This is a genomic window from Pantoea sp. RSPAM1 (genome assembly GCF_038816185.1).
GTDB classification, from domain to species: Bacteria; Pseudomonadota; Gammaproteobacteria; order Enterobacterales; family Enterobacteriaceae; genus Pantoea; species Pantoea ananatis.
In genome coordinates this window covers 2024393-2045049 of the sequence record NZ_CP046137.1, presented here as the reverse complement: position 1 = coordinate 2045049, position 20657 = coordinate 2024393, and the positions used below count along the sequence as shown (strand labels likewise).

Sequence of the window (20657 nt, the reverse complement as noted above, 5' to 3'; positions counted from 1 at the left end):
CATTTATTATCATCTTCTTCGGGGAGAGGGATGAGAACCTTCGATCAAGGTTCGGGTCGAGCAGAGCGAGACAACGCGCGTCAGCGCGGCCCGCAGGGTGAGGCGCAACGCGCCGAATCATCCTTCTCCCACCACCATCTCGTATATTGCACTCCCTCCCAAATAAAGACATTTATTATCATCTTCTTCGGGGAGAGGGATGAGAACCTTCGACTAAGGTTCGGGTCGAGCAGCGCGAGACAACGCGCGCAAGCGCAGCCCGCAGGGTGAAACATTCTTCTAAACCTGCTTCCCGCTTTTCTGACTGAGCCTGTCCACCACTCGCTGAAATTGCCCTGCACTGCCATGACTTTTCCTGTAAAAATCGCTACCATCCTGCCTATCATTCGCTGAAGGTCATCTCATGAAATTTATTTCATTCAACATTAACGGCTTGCGGGCTCGCCCTCACCAACTTGAAGCGCTGGTAGAAAAACATCAGCCGGACGTCATCGGACTGCAGGAGACCAAAGTTCATGACGATATGTTCCCCTTAGAAGACGTGGCTAAGCTGGGCTACAACGTGTTCTACCATGGCCAAAAAGGCCACTACGGCGTGGCGCTGCTGACCAAAGTCCAGCCGGTATCCGTACGACGCGGCTTCCCGGGAGATGACGACGATGCTCAGCGTCGGTTGATCATGGCGGAGATCCCCAGCCCGATTGGCGATATTACGGTAATTAACGGCTATTTCCCTCAGGGCGAGAGCCGTGACCACCCGACAAAATTTCCGGCGAAAGAGAAGTTTTATCGCGATTTGCAAAGCTACCTGAGCGACAGCCTGGCGGCCGATAAACCGGTACTGATCATGGGTGATATGAATATCAGCAGCACCGATCTTGATATCGGTATCGGAGAAGACAGTCGCAAGCGCTGGTTGCGTACCGGTAAATGTTCTTTTCTGCCGGAAGAACGTGAATGGATGGAGCGCCTGCTCAGCTGGGGCCTTGTTGATACCTGGCGGGCACAAAACCCTGAGATTAACGATCGGTTTTCGTGGTTCGACTACCGTTCAAAAGGCTTTGATGACAATCGCGGTCTGCGTATCGATTTGCTGCTGGCCAGCACCGGGCTGGCCTCACACTGTATTGAAACAGGCATCGATTACGAGATTCGCGGTATGGAAAAACCGTCCGACCATGCGCCGGTCTGGTCAACCTTCCGCTTCTGACAGGTTCCTGACGCGTGGTGAAATGCCACGCGTCCTTATTTCACTATTTTCCAAATCAGATTATTGGTTCCCAACGACTTCTCATCGCGCGCGCACTGTAGCAGAACACCTTCCGATTTCACCACTGCGCCTTCTGTGTAATTTCGGTTTTCAAAAATACAGCACTGCAGACAATTTTGCTGTCGGTTTTGCCCCTGCGTCCAGACTTCCGGTGGCATATCCACGATCACATCGGTATTGGTGCCACCTGCTGCGCCCTGCTGATGATAGTTAGCATGCGCGGGGCTGCAGGCAGCCATTGCAACCAGAATTAGCCAGGCTGATTTACTCATTATTCAGTTTCCTTCGTTTTACGCCCTGCTTTACGCGGTGGACGTTTTTGGCCGGTGGACGGTAAACCACGAAACGCCTGTCCCGAGGGCTGCTGTCGCGCCTGCTGAATAAGCCCGCTCAGCGTCTGCACCAAGGGTTGCATAAATTCATCATAGCGACAGGCCTTTTCACTGATACGCGTCAGGGTTGATTCCCATTGCGCCGTCATATCGGGCCTGGCAGCGAGATCCGGTAGCGAGTGGATCAGCGCTTGGCCTGCCTCAGTAGAATGAATATAGCGCCCTTTCTTATGCAAAAACGAACGACGGAACAGTAATTCAATAATGCCTGCGCGCGTGGCTTCCGTTCCTAAACCATCGGTCGCACGGAGCACTTTCTTTAATTCTTTATCCTGCACAAAGCGCGCAATGCCGGTCATGGCCGACAGCAAGGTCGCGTCGGTAAAGTGGCGCGGCGGTTGAGTCTGTTTCGCCAGCACCTCACCCCGCTCGCACAGCAGCTCATCGTCTTTCGCCACAACAGGCAGCGGCATGCCATCGTTTTCTTCATCGCGCTCTTTGCCCCCCAATAGCGCACGCCAGCCCGCTTCCGCCAGAAAGCGCGCTTTAGCCACGAATTTACCGCCCGCGATATCCAGATCGATGGTGCATTTGCGGTACACGGCATCCGGACAAAACTGCATCAAATACTGACGCGCAACCAGTCCATAAATCTGCTGTTCGTTTTCATTAAGTTTTACTGCGCTGGCGCGCGCGGTAGGAATAATGGCGTGGTGCGCATCCACTTTTTTGTCATCCCAACAGCGATTTTTTCGGTCTGCATCAAAGTCCGCTGGCGGCGTAAGATCGGGTTGATGGGACTGGATCGCATTGAGCACCGCATGACGGCCGGCAAAATGCTCATCGGGTAAGTAACGGCTATCAGAACGTGGATAGGTGATCAGCTTGTGAGTTTCATATAACCGCTGGCAGATATCCAGAACCGCCTGCGCACTCAAACCAAAGCGCTTTGCCGCCTCGATTTGCAGGCTGGAGAGTGAAAACGGTAACGGCGCAATGTCGTTTTCTCGCTTGTCACTGTAGGCGGTAACCAGGGCGGGCTGACCGCTGATGCGCGCCACCACATGTTCCGCCAGTGAGCGTTTCAGCAGGCGACCTTCTTCATCCTGCCAGGGTTCACAGGCTTCACTGGGGATCCAGTTGGCGGTAAACCGGCTCTCATCCGGCGTGACGATGTGCGCTTTCACTTCAAAATAGTCCTTCGGGATGAAATTCGCGATCTCTTCATCCCGTCGCACCACCAGCCCCAACACCGGCGTTTGTACTCGTCCAACGGACAGCACGCCATCATAGCCCGCATTCCGGCCCAGCAGCGTCCAGGCGCGGGTCATATTAATACCGTAAAGCCAGTCGGCACGTGCTCGCGCCAGAGCGGACACGCAGAGGGGAATAAATTCGCGATTCTCACGCAGCCGGTTGATAGCCCGCTCCACAGCCTGTGGGTTGAGGTCGTTAATCAGACAGCGCTGCACTTTGCTGCGTTTCTCGGCGGGAAGCTGCAGGTAATCCAGCACTTCATCCACAAGCAGTTGGCCTTCCCTGTCCGGGTCGCCAGCGTGGACCACTTCATCGGCTTTGGCCAGCAAGCCCTCCACCACTTTGAGTTGTTTTGCCACCGAAGGGCGTGGCTGCAGACGCCATTTCTCAGGAATAATCGGCAGATCGACCAGCGACCAGCGCGCATAGCGGCTGTCGTATACATCAGGCTGCGCCTGCTCCAGTAAATGCCCCACGCACCAGGTGACAATCTGGTCATTGCCGCAGGCGATAAAGCCCTCACCACGCCGGTGCGGTTTCGGCAGTACATCGGCAATGGCCCGTCCAAGGCTGGGTTTCTCTGCAATAAACAAACGCATTAAATCGGGTAATCCTTAACGTCAGCAAACAACAATGATGACAACGCACTACCGGTCAACGAACAGTCGGCAACATGATGCCTGCGCCTTAGCCTCAGGACCGGTTACATCATGCGCACAGGCTGGAAAAGCGTATGCGCTGCCAGATGAAGCAGCGCTATGGTAGCCTGGCAGCACGCTGCTGATAAGCGCGCCGGGTACAATGCTGAACTGTTCGCACAATAACCGCGCAAAGCCGCTCAGGGCGATCAGAAATAGCGCACAAACGGCGCAGTGTCGGGATGAATTACGGTGGTGCTGGATTTCAGCTGGGGCGTGCCTAAATAGAGAAAGCCCACAATCGCATCCTGCTCGCGGCAGCCAAAGGCATCGCGGACCTGGGGATCGTCAGTCCAGGCGCCACTTCGCCAGATACCATTGAATCCCTGTGCGACCGCGGCCATTTGCATGGCCATCACGGCACAGCTAGCAGAGGCAATTTGCTCCCAGCGTGGCACCTTGTGGTTCAGTTCACAGTGGGCCACAACCGTGATGATCATTGGGGCACGATATGGAGCCTGGCTGGCTTTATTAATGGCCTTTTCATCCAGTTGATTGTCACGTGCCGCCTTTTCCAGAAGCTGACTTAAGCGATCGCGGCCACTGTTTTCAACTATGATAAAGCGCCACGGTTGTAAGGTGCCGTGATCGGGCGCGCGCATGGCTGCGCGCAGAATGTTATCCAGCGCCTCGCCGCCGGGAGCCGGATCCGCCAGACGGGAAGCCGAACGGCGATTAACCAGTAATTCAAGTGCATCCATGTTTTTCTCCAGTGGGGTAAAAGCATGCATAATCCTGGCACAGGTGGATTTTTTGTAACAGTCCAGGGTGATTTCCTGCTGACTTTTGTTGCGCCGCTCTTTAGGATGAGGTCGTCAACGGAGACCTGGACCGCTAGGCGGCGATTTCCGGTTATATCAATATGGAGAGTGTGATGCGCACATTGTGGCGAATAATTGCTGGCCTGTTCCGCGGGATCTGGCGAGTGCTAAACTTTATCAGGGAATTAATTCTTAATTTATTCCTGATTTTTTTAATTGTCGTGTGTGTCGGGATCTGGCTTCAGGTCAGTGGCTCAGGCAGTCATTCTGCTCCTGTACAGCAAGATGCGTTAAAAGTTGACCTGACAGGTGTGCTGGTCGATAAGCCTTCCGTCAGTAATCGCCTGAGCAAAATTGGCCGTCAGCTGTTAGGCACCAGCAGCGACCGGCTGCAGGAAAACTCCCTGTTTGACGTGGTCGATGCGATTCGTCAGGCAAAGGATGATAACAATATCAAAGGTATGGTGCTGGACCTGCGGGACTTTGCCGGTGGCGATCAGCCCTCGCTGCAGTATGTGGGCAAAGCGCTGCGCGAATTCAGGGAAAGCGGTAAGCCGATTTATGCGTTGGGCGACAGCTACAGCCAGGCTCAGTACTACCTTGCAAGCTACGCAACAAAAATCTACCTCTCGCCTCAGGGTACGGTTGACCTGCATGGTTTCGCCACCAACGGGTTGTACTACAAAACGCTGCTTGAAAAGCTGAAAGTCAATTCACACGTCTTTCGTGTTGGAACCTATAAGTCTGCCGTTGAGCCTTTCCTGCGCGACGATATGTCACCTGCAGCGCGCGATGCAGATACCCGTTGGGTTGGTCAACTCTGGCAAAATTACCTGAACACCGTATCGGCTAACCGTCAGATTACGCCTGAGCAGCTGTTCCCCGGCGCAACGGCCATTATCGCCGGTCTGCAGGCCGTTAAAGGTGACACGGGTCAATACGCGCTGGATAACAAACTGGTCGACGTTCTGGGTTCACGGGCCGATGCCGATCAGATGTTAATCAAAACTTTTGGTTTCGATAAGCAGAGCAGCGATTATCGCAGCGTCAGTATTTATGACTACAACGTGAAACCGGACGCCACCCAGCAGAAAGGCAATATTGCCGTGATCCTGGCCAGCGGCGCCATCATGGATGGCGATGAAACGCCGGGCAACGTCGGGGGCGATACCACGGCGGCGCAGATTCGTGATGCACGTCTGGATCCGAAGATCAAAGCGATCATTCTTCGGGTCAACAGCCCGGGCGGTAGCGTGACGGCTTCGGAGGCCATTCGTGCCGAACTGGCTGCAGCGAAAGCGGCCGGGAAACCGATAGTGGTGTCAATGGGCGGCATGGCGGCATCCGGTGGATACTGGATTTCAACACCAGCCAGCTACATCATCGCCAGCCCAAATACCCTGACCGGCTCTATTGGCATCTTCGGCGTAATTAATACCCTGGAGAACAGTCTGGCCAGTATTGGTGTGCACACGGACGGCGTAGCGACATCGCCGCTGGCGGACGTCGCCAGCACTAAGGCGCTGCCCTCCGAAGTTCAACAGCTCATGCAGTTGACCATCGAAAACGGCTATCGCAACTTTGTTGGTCTGGTTGCCGCCTCGCGCCATAAAACGCCAGAGCAAATTGACGCTATCGCCCAGGGACATGTGTGGACCGGCAGTGATGCCAAAGCCAATGGCCTGGTCGATGCGCTGGGGGATTTTGATGACGCGGTGAAAAAAGCCGCCGAACTGGCAAAGGTTTCCCAGCCGCAGCTTGACTGGTACCAGGAAGATCCCGGCTTTATTGATTTGATGCTGAATCAAATGAATGCTTCCGTTCAGGCTGTTCTGCCTGACCCGCTCAAAGCCTGGCTGCCTGCGCCGATGTTCGACGTCATGAGTGCAATGCGACGCCAGCCCGGCCTGTTCGACCATATGAACGATCCACAAAACCGTTATGCCTTCTGCCTGACCTGCGGCGAAGTGCGATAAACCTCTCAGCCCGACCGCTGGTCGGGCTGCTTTTCCCTGCCATTGCCCTTATACTGCGCGTTTTACGGCAAGTCTGAGTACACCTATGCAAAAGAAAAACATTTACGTTGCCTATACGGGCGGTACTATCGGTATGCAACGTTCCGCTCAAGGGTATATTCCGGTTTCGGGTCACCTGCAGCAAGAGCTGGCAAAGATGCCGGAATTTCACCGCCCGGAAATGCCTGACTTTACGATTCACGAATATCAGCCCCTGATCGACTCGTCCGATATGACGCCTCAGGACTGGCAGTCAATTGCTGAAGATATCCGGCGTAATTACGATCGCTACGACGGTTTTGTGATTCTGCATGGCACAGATACCATGGCTTTTACCGCCTCCGCCCTGTCGTTTATGCTGGAGAACCTGGCCAAGCCTGTCATCGTAACGGGCTCGCAAATTCCCCTGGCAGAACTGCGCTCTGACGGTCAGCAAAACCTGCTGAATTCACTCTATGTCGCCGCTAATTATCCGGTTAATGAAGTGACGCTGTTTTTCAACAACACGCTCTATCGCGGTAACCGCACCACAAAAGCGCATGCCGATGGGTTTAATGCCTTTGCCTCACCCAACCTTTCTGCGCTGCTGGAAGCCGGTATCCACATTCGTCGTCTGAACACGCCACCCGCGCCTCAGGGCAAAGGTGAACTCATCGTGCATACCATTACGCCCCAGCCGATTGGCGTGGTCACCATTTACCCCGGCATTTCCGCCGATGTGGTGCGCAACTTCCTGCGCCAGCCGGTCAAAGCCCTTATTCTGCGCTCTTATGGCGTGGGGAATGCGCCGCAGAACGCAGAGTTTCTCTCTGAACTGCAGCAGGCCAGCGAGCGCGGCATTGTGGTCGTTAACCTGACGCAGTGTATTTCCGGCAAAGTTAATATGGGCGGCTACGCGACGGGCAATGCGCTGGAGCATGCAGGCGTGATCAGCGGGTTTGATCTGACGGTGGAAGCGGCCCTGACCAAACTTCACTATCTGTTAAGTCAGGATCTTTCAAGCGAGCAAATCCGTGCCAAAATGCAGCAAAACCTGCGTGGCGAACTGACAGAAGACTAAAACGGAGCAAACGGGAATGAAACGGGCACTGATCATTATCGATATTCAGAACGACTTTTGCCCCGGCGGCCCAATGGCCGTTAAAGAAGGCGATCACACTGTCGCGGTCGCAAATCGCTATGCCCGAGCCTTTCACGATAAAGGTGAATGCGTAGTGGCCCTGCAGGACTGGCACCCGGCCGATCATGGCAGTTTTGCATCTGTCTCGGGCGAGCCGGTTTATACCCAGGGTGAGCTCAACGGTTTGCCTCAAATCTGGTGGCCAGATCATGGTGTTCAGCATTCGGCGGGGGCTGATTTTCATCCTGGTCTTGATCGCAGCCTGTTTGATGCTGTTTTTCACAAGGGCCAGGATCAGGATGTCGACAGCTACAGCGCTTTTTTTGATAACGGTCATCGCCGTAAAACGGAGCTGGACAGCTGGTTACGTGAACGCGGCATCAGCCATCTGGTTATGCTGGGGCTGGCAACCGATTACTGTGTGAAATACAGCGTTCTGGATGCACTGGAACTGGGCTACCAGGTAGAGGTAGTCGCCGAAGGCTGCCGTGGCGTGAATTTGAATCCTGAAGACAGCGACATCGCACTGGCTCAGATGGCCGCGCAGGGGGCGGTCATTATCTGACGTGCGCCGGGCTGGCAGCGTGCCAGCCCGTTACACACGCTAAACGCTTCTGTCAGCCCCCTGGCAGAAGCACCTAATCAGACTCAATGCAGGTTGATACGCGTGACGTCGGGTTCGATACCAAACTCTTCTTTCAGCTGTCTTTTCGATTTAGTAACCATCTCACCATCTTTCCCGATGGTCATATGCTGAGGTGCATCGTTATGACGTGCCTGCCACATCATCACCAGTTGCAGGCTGTTATCACGCTGCTGCTGGGTAAGCGCTACGCCGTCCGGCCATTTTCCGGTTTCAACGGCCACAACCAGACGCTCATAAATTTCAGGCGTCAGGGCTTCAAGCATGGCTTCAAGTTGCTGTTTCATGATTATCCTTGGGTCTCCTCACCCTGCTGATCCGTAAAGTTCAGCGAGGCCGAATTGACGCAGTAACGCTCGCCTGTCGGCTGGGGGCCATCCGGGAAAACATGCCCCAAATGCGCATCACAGCTGCCGCAGCGGATTTCGGTACGCTGCATACCATGGGAATGGTCGTCCAGATAGCGAATCGCCTCGTCGCTGACTGGCTGATAAAAACTCGGCCAGCCACAACCTGAATCGTACTTGGTTTCAGACAAAAACAACGGCGCATTGCAGACCAGGCAGTGATAAATCCCTTCCTGCTTGTTATGCAGCAGGGCACCGCTGTAAGGCGGCTCCGTTCCCCTCTGCTGCGTCACATAGCGTTGCATCTCAGTCAGTTGGGCAATTTTTGCTTCGGGTGCGGTTTCTTTAGGCATTTGAGCAATTCCGGGGTGTCATTCTGTAAAAATCGACTAGTATTCTAACAAACGATCAACATTAATCGGGTCTTTTTTTGTGCTCAACCCTTCAGTCAGTATCTCGCAAGGTGGATTTGTGAACTTGATCACCTTTTCTCTGACATATCCCTATATATTCGGCGAAGGATTCAACAGAGCACGCCATTTGCCGATGAGCGCAAGCGGTTGCGCCTCAAATAATTCCTGTCTGGTGGATTGACCTGTCGCAACAATTGACACGATTCCGCTTGACGCCTGGTAAGGTTTTTGTAATTTTACAGCCAACCTTTTATTCACTAACAACTAGCTGGTGGAATATATGACTATCAAAGTAGGTATCAACGGTTTTGGCCGTATCGGTCGCATCGTTTTCCGTGCTGCTCAACAGCGCTCTGACATCGAAATCGTTGCTATCAACGACCTGCTGGACGCTGATTACATGGCGTACATGCTGAAGTACGACTCTACTCACGGCCGCTTCGACGGCACCGTTGAAGTACAGGACGGCGCTCTGGTTGTTAACGGTAAGAAAATCCGTGTTACTGCTGAGAGAGATCCGGCAAACCTGAAGTGGGATGAAGTCGGCGTTGACGTCGTTGCTGAAGCAACCGGTATCTTCCTGACCGACGAAACCGCACGTAAGCACATCACTGCAGGTGCTAAGAAAGTTGTTCTGACCGGTCCGTCTAAAGATGACACCCCAATGTTTGTTCGTGGCGCAAACTTCGACAAATACCAGGGCCAGGACATCGTGTCTAACGCCTCTTGTACCACTAACTGCCTGGCACCACTGGCTAAAGTGATCAATGACAAGTTCGGTATCGTGGAAGGTCTGATGACCACCGTTCACGCAACGACTGCAACGCAGAAAACCGTTGATGGCCCGTCTCACAAAGACTGGCGTGGCGGTCGTGGCGCGTCTCAGAACATCATCCCTTCCTCTACCGGTGCGGCTAAAGCCGTAGGTAAAGTGCTGCCTGAACTGAATGGCAAGCTGACGGGTATGGCGTTCCGCGTTCCGACGCCAAACGTTTCTGTTGTTGACCTGACCGTTCGTCTGGAAAAAGCCGCTTCTTACAAAGAAATCTGTGCAGCGATCAAAGCTGCAGCAGAAGGCGAAATGAAAGACGTTCTGGGCTACGTTGAAGACGACGTGGTTTCTACCGACTTCAACGGCGAAGTGCTGACGTCAGTATTTGATGCTAAAGCGGGTATCGCGCTGAATGACAACTTCGTTAAACTGGTTTCCTGGTACGATAACGAAACCGGTTATTCAAACAAAGTTCTCGACCTGATTGCGCTGGTTTCTGCTAAATAAGGCAGCCAGACACCAGATAATAAGGGTGACTTCGGTCACCCTTTTTTTGATCCCTTTCGAAAGGAGTCAGGCATGCAAGACAAACTTTTTTCTCTTCCCGTCATTAAACAGATTACGCCGTACCTGTCACAGCGCCAGGTGGGCGAACTTCCGGCTATCGTCGTCAGTCATCCCCGCGTGCGGGCAGCCATCACGTTACAGGGCGCGCATCTCATCGCCTGGCAGCCTAGCGGGGAGAAACCTGTCCTGTGGCTAAGTGACAAAAGCCCCTTCTCACCAGGCAAAGCGATTCGAGGCGGCATTCCAATCTGCTGGCCCTGGTTTGGCCCCGCAGGCGAACCCGCACACGGTTTTGCTCGTAACCAGTCGTGGACGCTTTCTGCCCATGACGAAAACGAAGATGGCGTTATCTTGACGCTGGTGCTGGAAAGCCAGCCGCAAACCTTAAAGCTATGGCCACATGAATTCACACTAATTGCCCGTTTCCGCCTCGGGCAGCACTGTGAGATCGAACTGGAAGCCTATGGCGACTACACGTCCACCGCCGCCCTGCACAGCTACTTTAACGTGGCGGATATCAACGGCGTAGAGGTATCGGGACTGGGTGAGCACTATATCGACAAGGTTAACGACAATCAGCCCGGCACGGGCGAGGGCAAACAGCGCTTTACCACCCGGGTTGACCGTATTTTCACCTCGGCTAATGACTGTTCGGTGATTAACGATCAGGCTGGAAAGCGCCAGATTGAAGTCTATCATCACCATCATAGTGACGTTGTCACGTGGAACCCCGGCGTGGAACTCTCCTGCAGTATGTCGGACATGCCCAACGAAGGGTATAAAACCATGGTGTGCGTGGAAACGGCGCGAATCAGCAAGCCGTTGCGCAGCGCGGGCGAAAAACCGGCCCGGCTGGCCACCACGATCCGTCTGAAAGGGAAAGCGAATTAACGCTTAATTCACACCACGTCCAGGGGCATTTTATGCCGCGGTGGCGGGAAAGCCTTGTCAATCAGGAAACGCGCCTCATCACTTAGGGTGATATCCAGTGCCGCGGCATTTTCCCGGACGTGCTGAAGGGAACTGGCTTTAGGAATAGCCATCACGCCGGGCACGCGGATGACCCATGCCAGAAGCAGCTGTGCAACCGTCACGCCTTTCTGCTCAGCCAATGCGACCAGCGTGGGCTCAGAAAAGAGCTGGCTGCGCAGCCGCCCTGCCTGGGCCAGCGGACAATATGCCATGACCGGCACAGCACGCTGCTGACACTGCGGTAGCAGGTCATACTCGATACCGCGAGAGCCGAGATGGTAAAGGACCTGGTTCGTCGCACAGGCTTCGCCACCGGGTTCAGCCCAGAGCGCGTCCATGTCATCGCTGTCAAAATTTGAAACGCCCCAGTGAACAATCTTCCCCTGCTGCTGAAGCCTTTGCATGGCGCGAATCGTCTCCTCCAACGGGACGCTGCCGCGCCAGTGCAGCAGATAGAGATCAATACGGTCGGTTTGCAAACGGCGCAGGCTGGCTTCGCAGGCCGCTATCGCATCCTCTTCACCGGCATTCCATGGGTAGACTTTCGATACCAGCAGCGCGCTATCGCGGCGCCCTTTTAAGGCCTCGCCGACCACCTCTTCCGCCCTGCCGTCGGCATACATTTCTGCCGTATCGATAATTTTCAGGCCCGCATCCAGACCCGCCTGAAGCGCGGTGACTTCCTGCTGACGGCGAGCGCTGTCCTCGCCCATATACCAGGTTCCAAGGCCAATAGCCGGGATACCCTGATGACCCGCAACATTGAGACGTTGTGCCATTTGACTCTCCTGCACTGTTGTAGAGCAGACAAACGTTCAGAGGGCAATGCCTGCCCTCTTAAGGTGCAAATCAGAAGCGGTAACTGACACCGGTCCAGATTGTAAACTGGCCACTTTTGTCGACCATAGGGCTGTCTTTGATTTCACTGGCAAAACGTGTGTAGCGACCGGACAGGTTGGCATTCCACTGCGGCGTAATACTGTAGCTGGCATTCAGCTCAGCATAGGGCGACCAGCTGTCATCTGGATGGTAGCGGCTGATGCCGGTGCGATCGCTCTCATTGCCGGAAACACCATAGTAGTAGCGGTTTTGGTTCGCGCTATTCCACATCGCCCCGATGCCCGGTGTCAGGGTAAAGTCACCGAAGTTGAAGCGGTAGAGATAGGTCAGGTCCCAGATGATCCCGTTGCTGTTGTTGAGCAGGTCGCCCAGCAGTGAGGTACGGATAATTCCCCAGTCTGCAGTATGTCGGTAGGTTGCCCCGCCCATCAGCGTCATACGGCGCTTATCCAGCCCTTTCATATCCCCCAGATCGTTATCACCTGGGTCATATTCCTGGGGCGAGCCGAGCAGGGTCAGAGACAGCTGATCCTGCGGGTCTTTCCACAGGTAATAGCCGCCCTGCAGCGTGTTAAACCAGAAGTTTTCGCCTTCATAATTGATGATGGGCACCGGCAAATAGCGGTCCTGCCCACCCCGGTAGGGCGACTGGGCATAAATCACTGATGCGCCAAGCGATAAAGGTGCGGCCTGTACTGAATGCCCCAGAAAATAACAAGGTATAAGCGCGATAAGCGTGTTAAGTTTGAATTGGTTCACAATTTATTCATTCCATAAATATAACAATCACACATACAGTCTAACCCTTTTTACAGACTGAATTAACCTTATATGAAAATCATCTACCGCATTTATGGCGGAATGTGGCATAACCGGGTTGGAGGCATCACAGATTCGCCATTACGCTGTCAAAAAGGTTTCGCAACAAAATGATTTTGTTATTGATATGTGGCTCACTAATCAAAAATCTATGATGAAATTTTCTGAATGCCTTCTACAGTTAAACTTAATACCCGAGGTTTTGTTGCAAGAGTGTCGTCATAAATGTTGTGCATCCCGATAACAATGATCAGGTTGGCATAAGGGTTGCTGTACTAACAGATAATATCTTCCGGGAGCTGTACGAGCACTGATTATTGCTCCTTTACCTGTGCTAAAAACGAAAGGACGGGCATCGCTATGAATATATTCGATCATTATCGTCAGCGTTATGAAGCTGCCAAGGACGAAGAGTTCACACTGCAGGAATTTCTGACAATCTGTAAACAGGATCGCAGTGCATACGCCAACGCCGCAGAGCGACTGTTAATGGCAATCGGTGAACCCGTGATGGTGGACACCGCTCAGGAGCCACGTCTTTCCAGAATCTTTTCTAACCGGGTAATGGGCCGTTACCCGGCGTTCGAAGAGTTTTACGGTATGGAAGAAGCGATTGAACAGATCGTCTCTTATTTGAAACACGCGGCACAAGGCCTTGAAGAGAAGAAACAAATTCTCTATCTGCTGGGTCCGGTCGGGGGCGGTAAATCCTCGCTGGCGGAACGTCTCAAATCCCTGATGCAACGCGTTCCTATCTATGTGTTGAGCGCTGATGGCGAACGGAGCCCGGTTAACGATCATCCACTGTGCCTGTTCAATCCTCAGGAAGACGCCAATATTCTGGAGAAAGAGTATGGCGTGCCGCGTCGCTACCTTGGCACCATTATGTCGCCATGGGCGGCTAAACGCCTCCATGATTTCGGCGGGGATATCACCCGCTTTAAAGTGGTGAAAGTGTGGCCGTCGATTCTGGAGCAGTTAGCCATTGCTAAAACAGAGCCGGGCGACGAAAACAACCAGGATATCTCCGCGCTGGTCGGCAAGGTGGACATTCGTAAACTGGAAAACCATGCCCAGAACGATCCCGATGCTTACGGCTACTCGGGCGCGCTGTGCCGGGCTAACCAGGGCATCATGGAGTTTGTGGAGATGTTTAAAGCACCGATCAAAGTGCTACATCCCCTGTTGACCGCCACTCAGGAAGGTAACTACAACGGTACCGAAGGCATTTCCGCCCTGCCGTTTAACGGTATCATTCTGGCCCACTCGAACGAATCGGAGTGGGTGACGTTTCGCAACAACAAAAACAACGAGGCGTTCCTTGACCGTGTTTATATTGTCAAGGTGCCTTACTGCCTGCGCGTGTCTGAAGAGATTAAGATTTACGAGAAGCTGCTGAACCACAGTGAGCTCTCTACCGCGCCTTGCGCACCAGGCACCCTGGAAACGCTGGCGAGATTCTCTATTCTTTCGCGACTTAAAGACCCGGATAACTCCAGTATCTACTCAAAAATGCGCGTGTATGACGGTGAAAGCCTGAAAGATACCGATCCCAAGGCGAAGTCCTGGCAGGAGTATCATGATTACGCCGGCGTTGACGAAGGGATGAACGGGCTGTCAACGCGTTTCGCCTTTAAGATTCTGTCCCGCGTCTTCAACTTCGATCACACTGAAGTGGCAGCTAACCCTGTTCACCTGTTTTATGTGCTGGAGCAGCAAATTGAACGCGAGCAGTTCCCACAAGAGCAGGCGGAAAAATACCTTGAGCACCTTAAAGGTTATTTAATTCCTAAATACGCTGAGTTTATTGGCAAAGAGATTCAGACGGCTTATCTGGAATCCTATTCCGAATATGGTCAGAATATTTTCGATCGCTATGTTACCTATGCCGACTTCTGGATTCAGGATCAGGAATATCGTGACCCTGACACCGGACAGCTTTTTGACCGCGAATCGCTTAATGCTGAACTGGAAAAAATCGAGAAGCCTGCGGGGATTAGTAATCCTAAAGACTTCCGCAATGAAATTGTCAATTTTGTGCTGCGTGCGCGTGCGCACAATAACGGCCGCAATCCAAACTGGACCAGTTATGAGAAACTGCGTACGGTGATTGAGAAAAAAATGTTCTCAAACACCGAGGAGCTGTTGCCGGTTATTTCGTTTAACACGAAAACCTCTACGGATGAGCAGAAGAAACACGATGATTTTGTCGATCGCATGATGGAAAAAGGCTATACCCGCAAACAGGTTCGCCTGCTGTGCGAATGGTATCTGCGCGTGCGTAAATCGTCCTGATCAGAGTCTGTAAGCAAACCGGTGCGGGATAGCACCGGTCTCTTAAGGTCGGGACAACCCGGCCTGCTTGCAATGTAGTTTGGGGGAACATCATGGCCTATTTTATCGATCGCCGACTAAACGGTAAAAACAAGAGCGCGGTCAACCGCCAGCGCTTCTTGCGTCGTTACAAGTCTCAGATTAAGCAGTCGATCTCCGAGGCCATTAACAAACGCTCGGTCACCGACGTCAGCAGTGGCGAATCCGTTTCTATTCCGATTGATGACATCAACGAACCGATTTTCCATCAGGGACGCGGCGGGCAGCGCCATCGCGTCCATCCCGGCAACGATCACTTTGTGCAAAATGACCGCGTGGAGCGGCCGCAGGGCGGCGGTGGCAGCGGTTCAGGCCAGGGCAACGCCGGTCAGGACGGTGAAGGTCAGGACGAGTTTGTTTTTCAGATTTCCAAAGACGAATATCTGGACCTGCTGTTTGAAGATCTGGCCCTGCCCAACCTGCGTAAAAACCAGCATCGTCAGCTGAATGAGTATAAAACCCACCGCGCCGGTTTTACGTCTAATGGCGTTCCGGCCAACATCAGCGTGGTACGCTCGCTACAGAACTCGCTGGCGCGCCGTACGGCGATGACCGCAGGTAAGCGCCGCCAGTTGCATGAGCTTGAGGATGCGCTGACGACGGTTGAAAAATCTGAACCGGCTCAGTTGCTCGAAGAGGAGCGCTTACGCAAAGAAATTGCCGAGCTGCGAGCACGTATCGATCGGGTGCCTTTCATTGATACGTTTGATTTACGCTATAAAAATTTTGAAAAACGCCCTGAGCCGTCCAGCCAGGCCGTCATGTTCTGTCTGATGGACGTTTCGGGTTCAATGGATCAGGCCACCAAGGACATGGCAAAACGTTTTTATATTTTGCTCTATCTGTTCCTGAGTCGAACCTATAAAAATGTCGAGGTGGTCTACATTCGCCACCATACTCAGGCGAAAGAAGTTGATGAGCAGGAGTTTTTCTATTCACAGGAAACCGGCGGGACTATCGTGTCGAGTGCCCTTAAGCTGATGGATGACGTGGTGAAAGAGCGTTACGATCCGGCACAGTGGAATATCTATGCCGCGCAGGCGTCCGATGGCGACAACTGGGCCGACGATTCCCCCTTGTGCCATGAGATTCTGGCAAAGAACATTTTACCGGTCGTCCGCTACTACACCTACATTGAAATTACGCGTCGCGCGCATCAAACACTGTGGCGCGAATATGAACACCTGCAGTCTGTATTTGATAACTTTGCGATCCAGCACATTCGCGAGCCGGAGGATATCTATCCGGTCTTCCGTGAACTGTTTCACAAGCAGGCGATGGAAGCCTGACACATCAAGCCGACGCTCTGTCGGCTTTTTTTTGCGTAATAACCTGTTAAAACATGGCCTTTCCTGCAACAACTCCTCCAACTCCTCTATTAATATCGTTTAACCGGATCAACCAAGGCATTAGCAATCGATATAAATTGCAAAATGACCATGACAACTCATTGATAAAACATTATCTTGCAAAGATAGCATGGATGTTTCTACACATTAGCTGACATTGACTGCCGAATCTCAGGAGACCGCGTTTGAACCACACTATTGTTTATAGTCTTTTTATTATTGGCTCCGTGCTGGTTGCGTCGAGTATCTTACTCAGCTCTTTTTCATCTCGTCTTGGCATTCCTATTCTGGTGATATTTCTGGCACTGGGCATGCTGGCCGGCGTGGATGGCATTGGCGGCATCGCCTTCGATAACTATCCCGCCGCTTACCTTATCTCTAACCTTGCGCTGGCGATTATCCTGCTGGACGGTGGAATGCGTACCAAAGCCAGCTCCTTCAAGGTGGCGCTGGGGCCGGCCCTGTCACTGGCAACGGTAGGCGTAATAATTACGGCTGGCCTGACCGGCCTGGTCGCAGCCTGGCTCTTCAGACTGGATATGATGCAGGGCTTTCTGATCGGTGCCATTATCGGCTCAACCGATGCGGCAGCCGTTTTTTCACTGCTTGGGGATAAAGGCCTTAACGAGCGCGTCAGCGCAACACTGGAAATTGAGTCAGGCAGCAACGATCCCATGGCCGTGTTTTTGACCATTACGCTGATTGAAATGATCGAACAGGGCAAAACCGGTCTCGACTGGATGTTTATCGTGCATCTCATCCAGCAGTTTGGCCTGGGCATCGTGCTGGGACTGGGCGGCGGCTGGGCCCTGCAGCAGCTCATTAACCGCATCAATCTGGCACCCGGCCTGTATCCCTTGTTGGCACTCAGCGGCGGAATTCTGGTGTTCGCCCTGACAACGGTGCTGGAAGGCAGCGGCATTCTGGCCGTATATCTGTGCGGCTTTTTATTGGGTAACAGCCCCATCCGCAACCGCTTTGGCATTCTGCAAACCTTTGACGGTATGGCCTGGCTCAGCCAGATAGGGATGTTTATCGTGCTGGGCCTGTTAGTCACGCCTTCCGATCTCTGGCATATTGCGGTTCCGGCAATGATCCTCTCCCTGTGGTTGATTTTGGTCGCGCGTCCCCTCTCAGTATTTATCGGCCTGTTGCCCTTCCGCGGTTTTACAGGGCGTGAACGGATTTTTATCAGCTGGGTAGGCCTGCGGGGCGCGGTTCCAATTATCCTGGCGGTATTCCCGATGATGGCCGGACTTGAAAACGCATCCCTCTATTTCAACATCGCCTTCTTTGTCGTGCTGGTCTCCCTGATGCTGCAGGGCACCTCTCTGGGCTATGCGGCAAAAAAAGCCAAAGTGGTGGTACCACCCACGGCATCGCCTGTCAGCCGAATTGGGTTAGATATCCACCCGGAAAATCCCTGGGAGCAGTTTGTTTACCAGCTCAGTGCCGACAAATGGTGCGTAGGCGCTGCGCTGCGTGATTTACAGATGCCGCGTGAAACCCGCATTGCTGCCCTGTTTCGGGATAATGTGCTGATGCATCCCAACGGGGCGACGCGATTAAAAGAAAACGACGTTATCTGCGTAATTGGACGTGAGCGTGACCTGCCTGCACTAGGAAAAATGTTCAGTCAGTCGCCGCCCGTCGCGCTGGATCAGCGCTTCTTTGGTGACTTTATTCTGGATGCCGACGCGCGCCTGAACGATGTGGCGCAAATCTACGGCCTTGAACTGGACGAACAAACCAATGCTCAACAATCGCTCGGGCAGCTGATGCTTGGCATGCTGGGTGGCACGCCCGTCGTGGGCGATCAGGTTGAATGGAATCAACTGACCTGGACCGTGGCGGAAAAAGAAGATAATCAGATTGTGAAAATTGGTGTGCGCCCAAGTGAAGACAAAGAATAATCTTACTTCGCTGGCGCGTTAAACAGGCTGAATTGCACTACGCTTTTATAACATTCAGTGAAAACGGGAGTTATCCATGGGTCACGTGGTTAAAATTGGTCGCTACGAAATTGTCGATGCAGAATTCAGCAGCGAAAAACCGCTGACAGTGAGTATTCCCTGCCACACCAACCCCGGTCTGAGCTATCAGCTCGACGGCTGGGATCACGACACCAGCGTGCCGGCATGGATCGACGATAAAGAGGTCATTTTACATATCGCTCACTACGACAAGCAGCAAGACCGGTGGGTATTAAAAGAACCGGCCTGAGCCTGAGTATTACCGCCAGTCAGTTGATTTGGCGGTAATTCCTAAAAAGTGGCCCTGGCCGTACTGCTTACAGGTTATACTTTTAAAATATTATTTTCCAAATCAGCCATTTAAGCCCATCCTGCGCAATTATCACCTGGTTTTTTAAGAATTCTTCCGTATTAACTCTGTCAAATATCTCCTGCATACTCTCTTTCAGTGCTGCAATTTTACGTGATTCAAATCACGCTTAGTAACGGTTTATTTGTAGCATCAATGGCTCTAATGACTGTAACAAACTGAAAACATCCCGGTTTGGGGTTTTCAGTCGTTAACCCCTGAACGCGTACTTGATTCTGGTCAGGCCATCTTTTACTTAATTAAGAGAGCAGGTTTTATGGCAAGTACAATGGTAATAAACAATGCGAGTCGCTCATGGAGCGGTCTTCGTAAGAATATTCTGGTAAAATTTGCACTGAGTTTTTCAGACCTTATTGCGCTGAATCTGGCGCTGTTTCTCTCTGCCGCTACCGTGCAGGGTATTTGGGGAGATTTGGATGCGTTTATTCCGCCGCATCAAATTGAAAACCGTTTTATTGCGCAGTTTATTATGTCGGTATTATGTACCGGCTGGTTTTGGATGCGCCTGCGTCACTACACCTACCGCAAACCCTTTTGGTTCGAACTGAAAGAAATTGTGAAAACACTGGTTGTTTTCTCCCTGCTCGATCTGGCATTAATCGCGTTTTCTAAATGGGACTTCTCGCGCATGGTGTGGGTGTTCAGCTGGAGCTATGCCTTGCTGCTGCTGCCGCTGCTGCGTGCAGGCGTGAAAAGTGCCATTAATAAAGCCGGTCAGTGGCAAAAAGAAACCATCATTATCGGCTCTGGCCGCAACGCTACCGAAGCCTATGCGGCCTTACAAAGTGAAGAAATCCTGGGATATAACGTTCAGGCATTTATTTCCGTAGAAGATGCGCCGCTGCAGCAAAGCGTGAATGGCGTACCGGTCATTTCTGCCAACGATATTAACTGGAGCACCATCGATCGCGACAACGTGCAGTTTATTGTCGCGATGGAGTACGAGCAGCAGCCGGAGCGCGATCGCTGGTTGAAGTTTCTGTCAAAAATGAACTGCCGTTCAGTATCGGTCATCCCGACCCTGCGTGGCGTTCCGCTTTACGGCACGGACATGTCGTTTATCTTTAGCCATGAAGTGATGATTTTGCGCGTCAGTAATAACCTGGCAAAGCATTCGTCACGTTTCCTGAAGCGCAGTTTCGATATTGTTGTGGCGTCGTTACTGCTGCTGTTCCTGGCACCGGTCTTTGCCCTGCTCTGCTATATGGTCAAGCGTGATGGGGGCAATGCCATCTATGGTCACGAACGTATCGGGCAGGATGGCAGAAAGTTCAAGTGTCTGAAGTTCCGCTCAATGGTGACCAATTCCAAAGAGGTGCTGGAACGCTTGCTGGCAACCAGTGAAGACGCGCGTCGGGAATGGGACAAAGACTTTAAGCTCAAGAAGGATCCGCGTATTACCCGCATCGGCGGCTTCCTGCGTAAAACCAGCCTGGATGAGCTGCCCCAGCTGTGGAACGTGATCCGCGGGGAGATGAGCCTGGTGGGGCCGCGTCCGGTGATTGAGGCTGAGCTTGAGCGCTACGCCGGCGATGTGGATTACTACCTGATGGCGAAACCGGGTATGACCGGGCTATGGCAGGTCAGCGGACGTAACGATATCGATTACGACACCCGCGTCTATTTCGACTCCTGGTATGTAAAAAACTGGGCGTTATGGACAGACATCGCCATCCTGTTTAAAACGGCCGGTGTGGTTTTCCGCCGCGACGGCGCGTACTGATTTAGCATTCGATGCCTGTTTCCGCAGGCATCGCCATTTCTCC

Annotated in this window: 18 protein-coding genes and 2 other RNA genes; 13 read left to right on the top strand and 7 right to left on the bottom strand. The window is 52.8% G+C overall.

Going from position 1 to position 20657, the window contains the following annotated elements; all coding sequences use genetic code 11:
• The first annotated feature begins 9 nt into the window (after positions 1 to 9).
• From GKC68_RS10065 to xthA, 3 genes are all read left to right on the top strand, one after another.
• A non-coding RNA gene (locus GKC68_RS10065) (RtT sRNA) lies at positions 10 to 137 on the top strand.
• A 41-nt stretch (positions 138 to 178) separates the two neighbouring features.
• A non-coding RNA gene (locus GKC68_RS10060) (RtT sRNA) lies at positions 179 to 300 on the top strand.
• A gap of 103 nt (positions 301 to 403) precedes the next feature.
• Positions 404 to 1210 (top strand): exodeoxyribonuclease III, encoded by an 807-nt coding sequence (gene xthA / locus GKC68_RS10055; RefSeq protein ID WP_047714982.1) that lies wholly within the window; start codon positions 404 to 406, stop codon positions 1208 to 1210.
• A 35-nt stretch (positions 1211 to 1245) separates the two neighbouring features.
• Here xthA and GKC68_RS10050 read toward each other — a convergent pair whose 3' ends face one another.
• From GKC68_RS10050 to GKC68_RS10040, 3 genes are all read right to left on the bottom strand, one after another.
• A complete protein-coding gene (locus GKC68_RS10050) occupies positions 1246 to 1509 on the bottom strand; it encodes a YnjH family protein (protein ID WP_085980251.1) in 264 nt (87 codons plus the stop codon).
• A gap of 32 nt (positions 1510 to 1541) precedes the next feature.
• Positions 1542 to 3458, bottom strand: coding sequence for a DNA topoisomerase III (locus GKC68_RS10045; protein WP_342656790.1), 1917 nt, complete (start codon positions 3456 to 3458; stop codon positions 1542 to 1544).
• Between the two features lie 248 nt (positions 3459 to 3706).
• The gene (locus tag GKC68_RS10040) at positions 3707 to 4258 is read right to left on the bottom strand and encodes an NAD(P)H nitroreductase (protein WP_047714996.1); all 552 of its coding nucleotides are present in this window, start codon (positions 4256 to 4258) and stop codon (positions 3707 to 3709) included.
• Between the two features lie 173 nt (positions 4259 to 4431).
• Here GKC68_RS10040 and sppA point away from each other — a divergent pair, with 173 nt between their 5' ends.
• The 3 genes from sppA (at position 4432) to pncA (ending at position 8018) form a co-directional block, all read left to right on the top strand.
• Positions 4432 to 6294 (top strand): signal peptide peptidase SppA, encoded by a 1863-nt coding sequence (sppA, locus tag GKC68_RS10035; RefSeq protein ID WP_342656789.1) that lies wholly within the window; start codon positions 4432 to 4434, stop codon positions 6292 to 6294.
• Positions 6295 to 6379: 85 nt separating this feature from the next.
• A complete protein-coding gene (ansA, locus tag GKC68_RS10030; protein WP_013025982.1) occupies positions 6380 to 7393 on the top strand; it encodes an asparaginase in 1014 nt (337 codons plus the stop codon).
• A 16-nt stretch (positions 7394 to 7409) separates the two neighbouring features.
• Positions 7410 to 8018 carry a bifunctional nicotinamidase/pyrazinamidase gene (gene pncA / locus GKC68_RS10025; RefSeq protein ID WP_047714980.1) on the top strand — a complete coding sequence of 203 codons (609 nt, stop codon included), beginning with the start codon at positions 7410 to 7412 and terminating at the stop codon, positions 8016 to 8018.
• Between the two features lie 83 nt (positions 8019 to 8101).
• Here the strand turns inward: pncA and GKC68_RS10020 are convergent, their stop codons facing one another.
• Both GKC68_RS10020 and msrB read right to left on the bottom strand, forming a co-directional pair.
• Positions 8102 to 8383, bottom strand: a complete 282-nt coding sequence (locus GKC68_RS10020; protein WP_013025984.1) for a DUF1315 family protein — start codon at positions 8381 to 8383, stop codon at positions 8102 to 8104.
• Between the two features lie 2 nt (positions 8384 to 8385).
• Positions 8386 to 8796: a peptide-methionine (R)-S-oxide reductase MsrB gene (gene msrB / locus GKC68_RS10015; RefSeq protein WP_206114817.1), complete on the bottom strand. Its 411-nt coding sequence runs from the start codon at positions 8794 to 8796 to the stop codon at positions 8386 to 8388.
• A 340-nt stretch (positions 8797 to 9136) separates the two neighbouring features.
• Between msrB and gapA the strand changes: the two genes are divergently transcribed.
• Both gapA and GKC68_RS10005 read left to right on the top strand, forming a co-directional pair.
• The gene (gapA, locus tag GKC68_RS10010; RefSeq protein ID WP_014593833.1) at positions 9137 to 10135 is read left to right on the top strand and encodes a glyceraldehyde-3-phosphate dehydrogenase; all 999 of its coding nucleotides are present in this window, start codon (positions 9137 to 9139) and stop codon (positions 10133 to 10135) included.
• 72 nt (positions 10136 to 10207) lie between these two features.
• Complete coding sequence (locus GKC68_RS10005; protein ID WP_028723481.1) at positions 10208 to 11086, top strand: D-hexose-6-phosphate mutarotase; 879 nt, start codon at positions 10208 to 10210, stop codon at positions 11084 to 11086.
• An 8-nt stretch (positions 11087 to 11094) separates the two neighbouring features.
• Here the strand turns inward: GKC68_RS10005 and GKC68_RS10000 are convergent, their stop codons facing one another.
• Both GKC68_RS10000 and GKC68_RS09995 read right to left on the bottom strand, forming a co-directional pair.
• Positions 11095 to 11946 carry an aldo/keto reductase gene (locus GKC68_RS10000; RefSeq protein WP_247103127.1) on the bottom strand — a complete coding sequence of 284 codons (852 nt, stop codon included), beginning with the start codon at positions 11944 to 11946 and terminating at the stop codon, positions 11095 to 11097.
• Between the two features lie 70 nt (positions 11947 to 12016).
• The gene (locus tag GKC68_RS09995; RefSeq protein ID WP_047714977.1) at positions 12017 to 12766 is read right to left on the bottom strand and encodes a MipA/OmpV family protein; all 750 of its coding nucleotides are present in this window, start codon (positions 12764 to 12766) and stop codon (positions 12017 to 12019) included.
• A 420-nt stretch (positions 12767 to 13186) separates the two neighbouring features.
• Between GKC68_RS09995 and yeaG the strand changes: the two genes are divergently transcribed.
• From yeaG to wbaP, 5 genes are all read left to right on the top strand, one after another.
• Positions 13187 to 15121 (top strand): protein kinase YeaG, encoded by a 1935-nt coding sequence (yeaG, locus tag GKC68_RS09990; protein ID WP_014593835.1) that lies wholly within the window; start codon positions 13187 to 13189, stop codon positions 15119 to 15121.
• 92 nt (positions 15122 to 15213) lie between these two features.
• Positions 15214 to 16488 (top strand): YeaH/YhbH family protein, encoded by a 1275-nt coding sequence (locus GKC68_RS09985; protein ID WP_013025992.1) that lies wholly within the window; start codon positions 15214 to 15216, stop codon positions 16486 to 16488.
• A gap of 245 nt (positions 16489 to 16733) precedes the next feature.
• Positions 16734 to 18461 (top strand): potassium/proton antiporter, encoded by a 1728-nt coding sequence (locus tag GKC68_RS09980; protein WP_028723478.1) that lies wholly within the window; start codon positions 16734 to 16736, stop codon positions 18459 to 18461.
• Positions 18462 to 18537: 76 nt separating this feature from the next.
• Positions 18538 to 18771, top strand: coding sequence for a DUF1480 family protein (locus tag GKC68_RS09975; protein ID WP_013025994.1), 234 nt, complete (start codon positions 18538 to 18540; stop codon positions 18769 to 18771).
• A 376-nt stretch (positions 18772 to 19147) separates the two neighbouring features.
• The gene (gene wbaP / locus GKC68_RS09970; protein WP_047714976.1) at positions 19148 to 20614 is read left to right on the top strand and encodes an undecaprenyl-phosphate galactose phosphotransferase WbaP; all 1467 of its coding nucleotides are present in this window, start codon (positions 19148 to 19150) and stop codon (positions 20612 to 20614) included.
• The last annotated feature ends 43 nt before the right edge of the window (positions 20615 to 20657 follow it).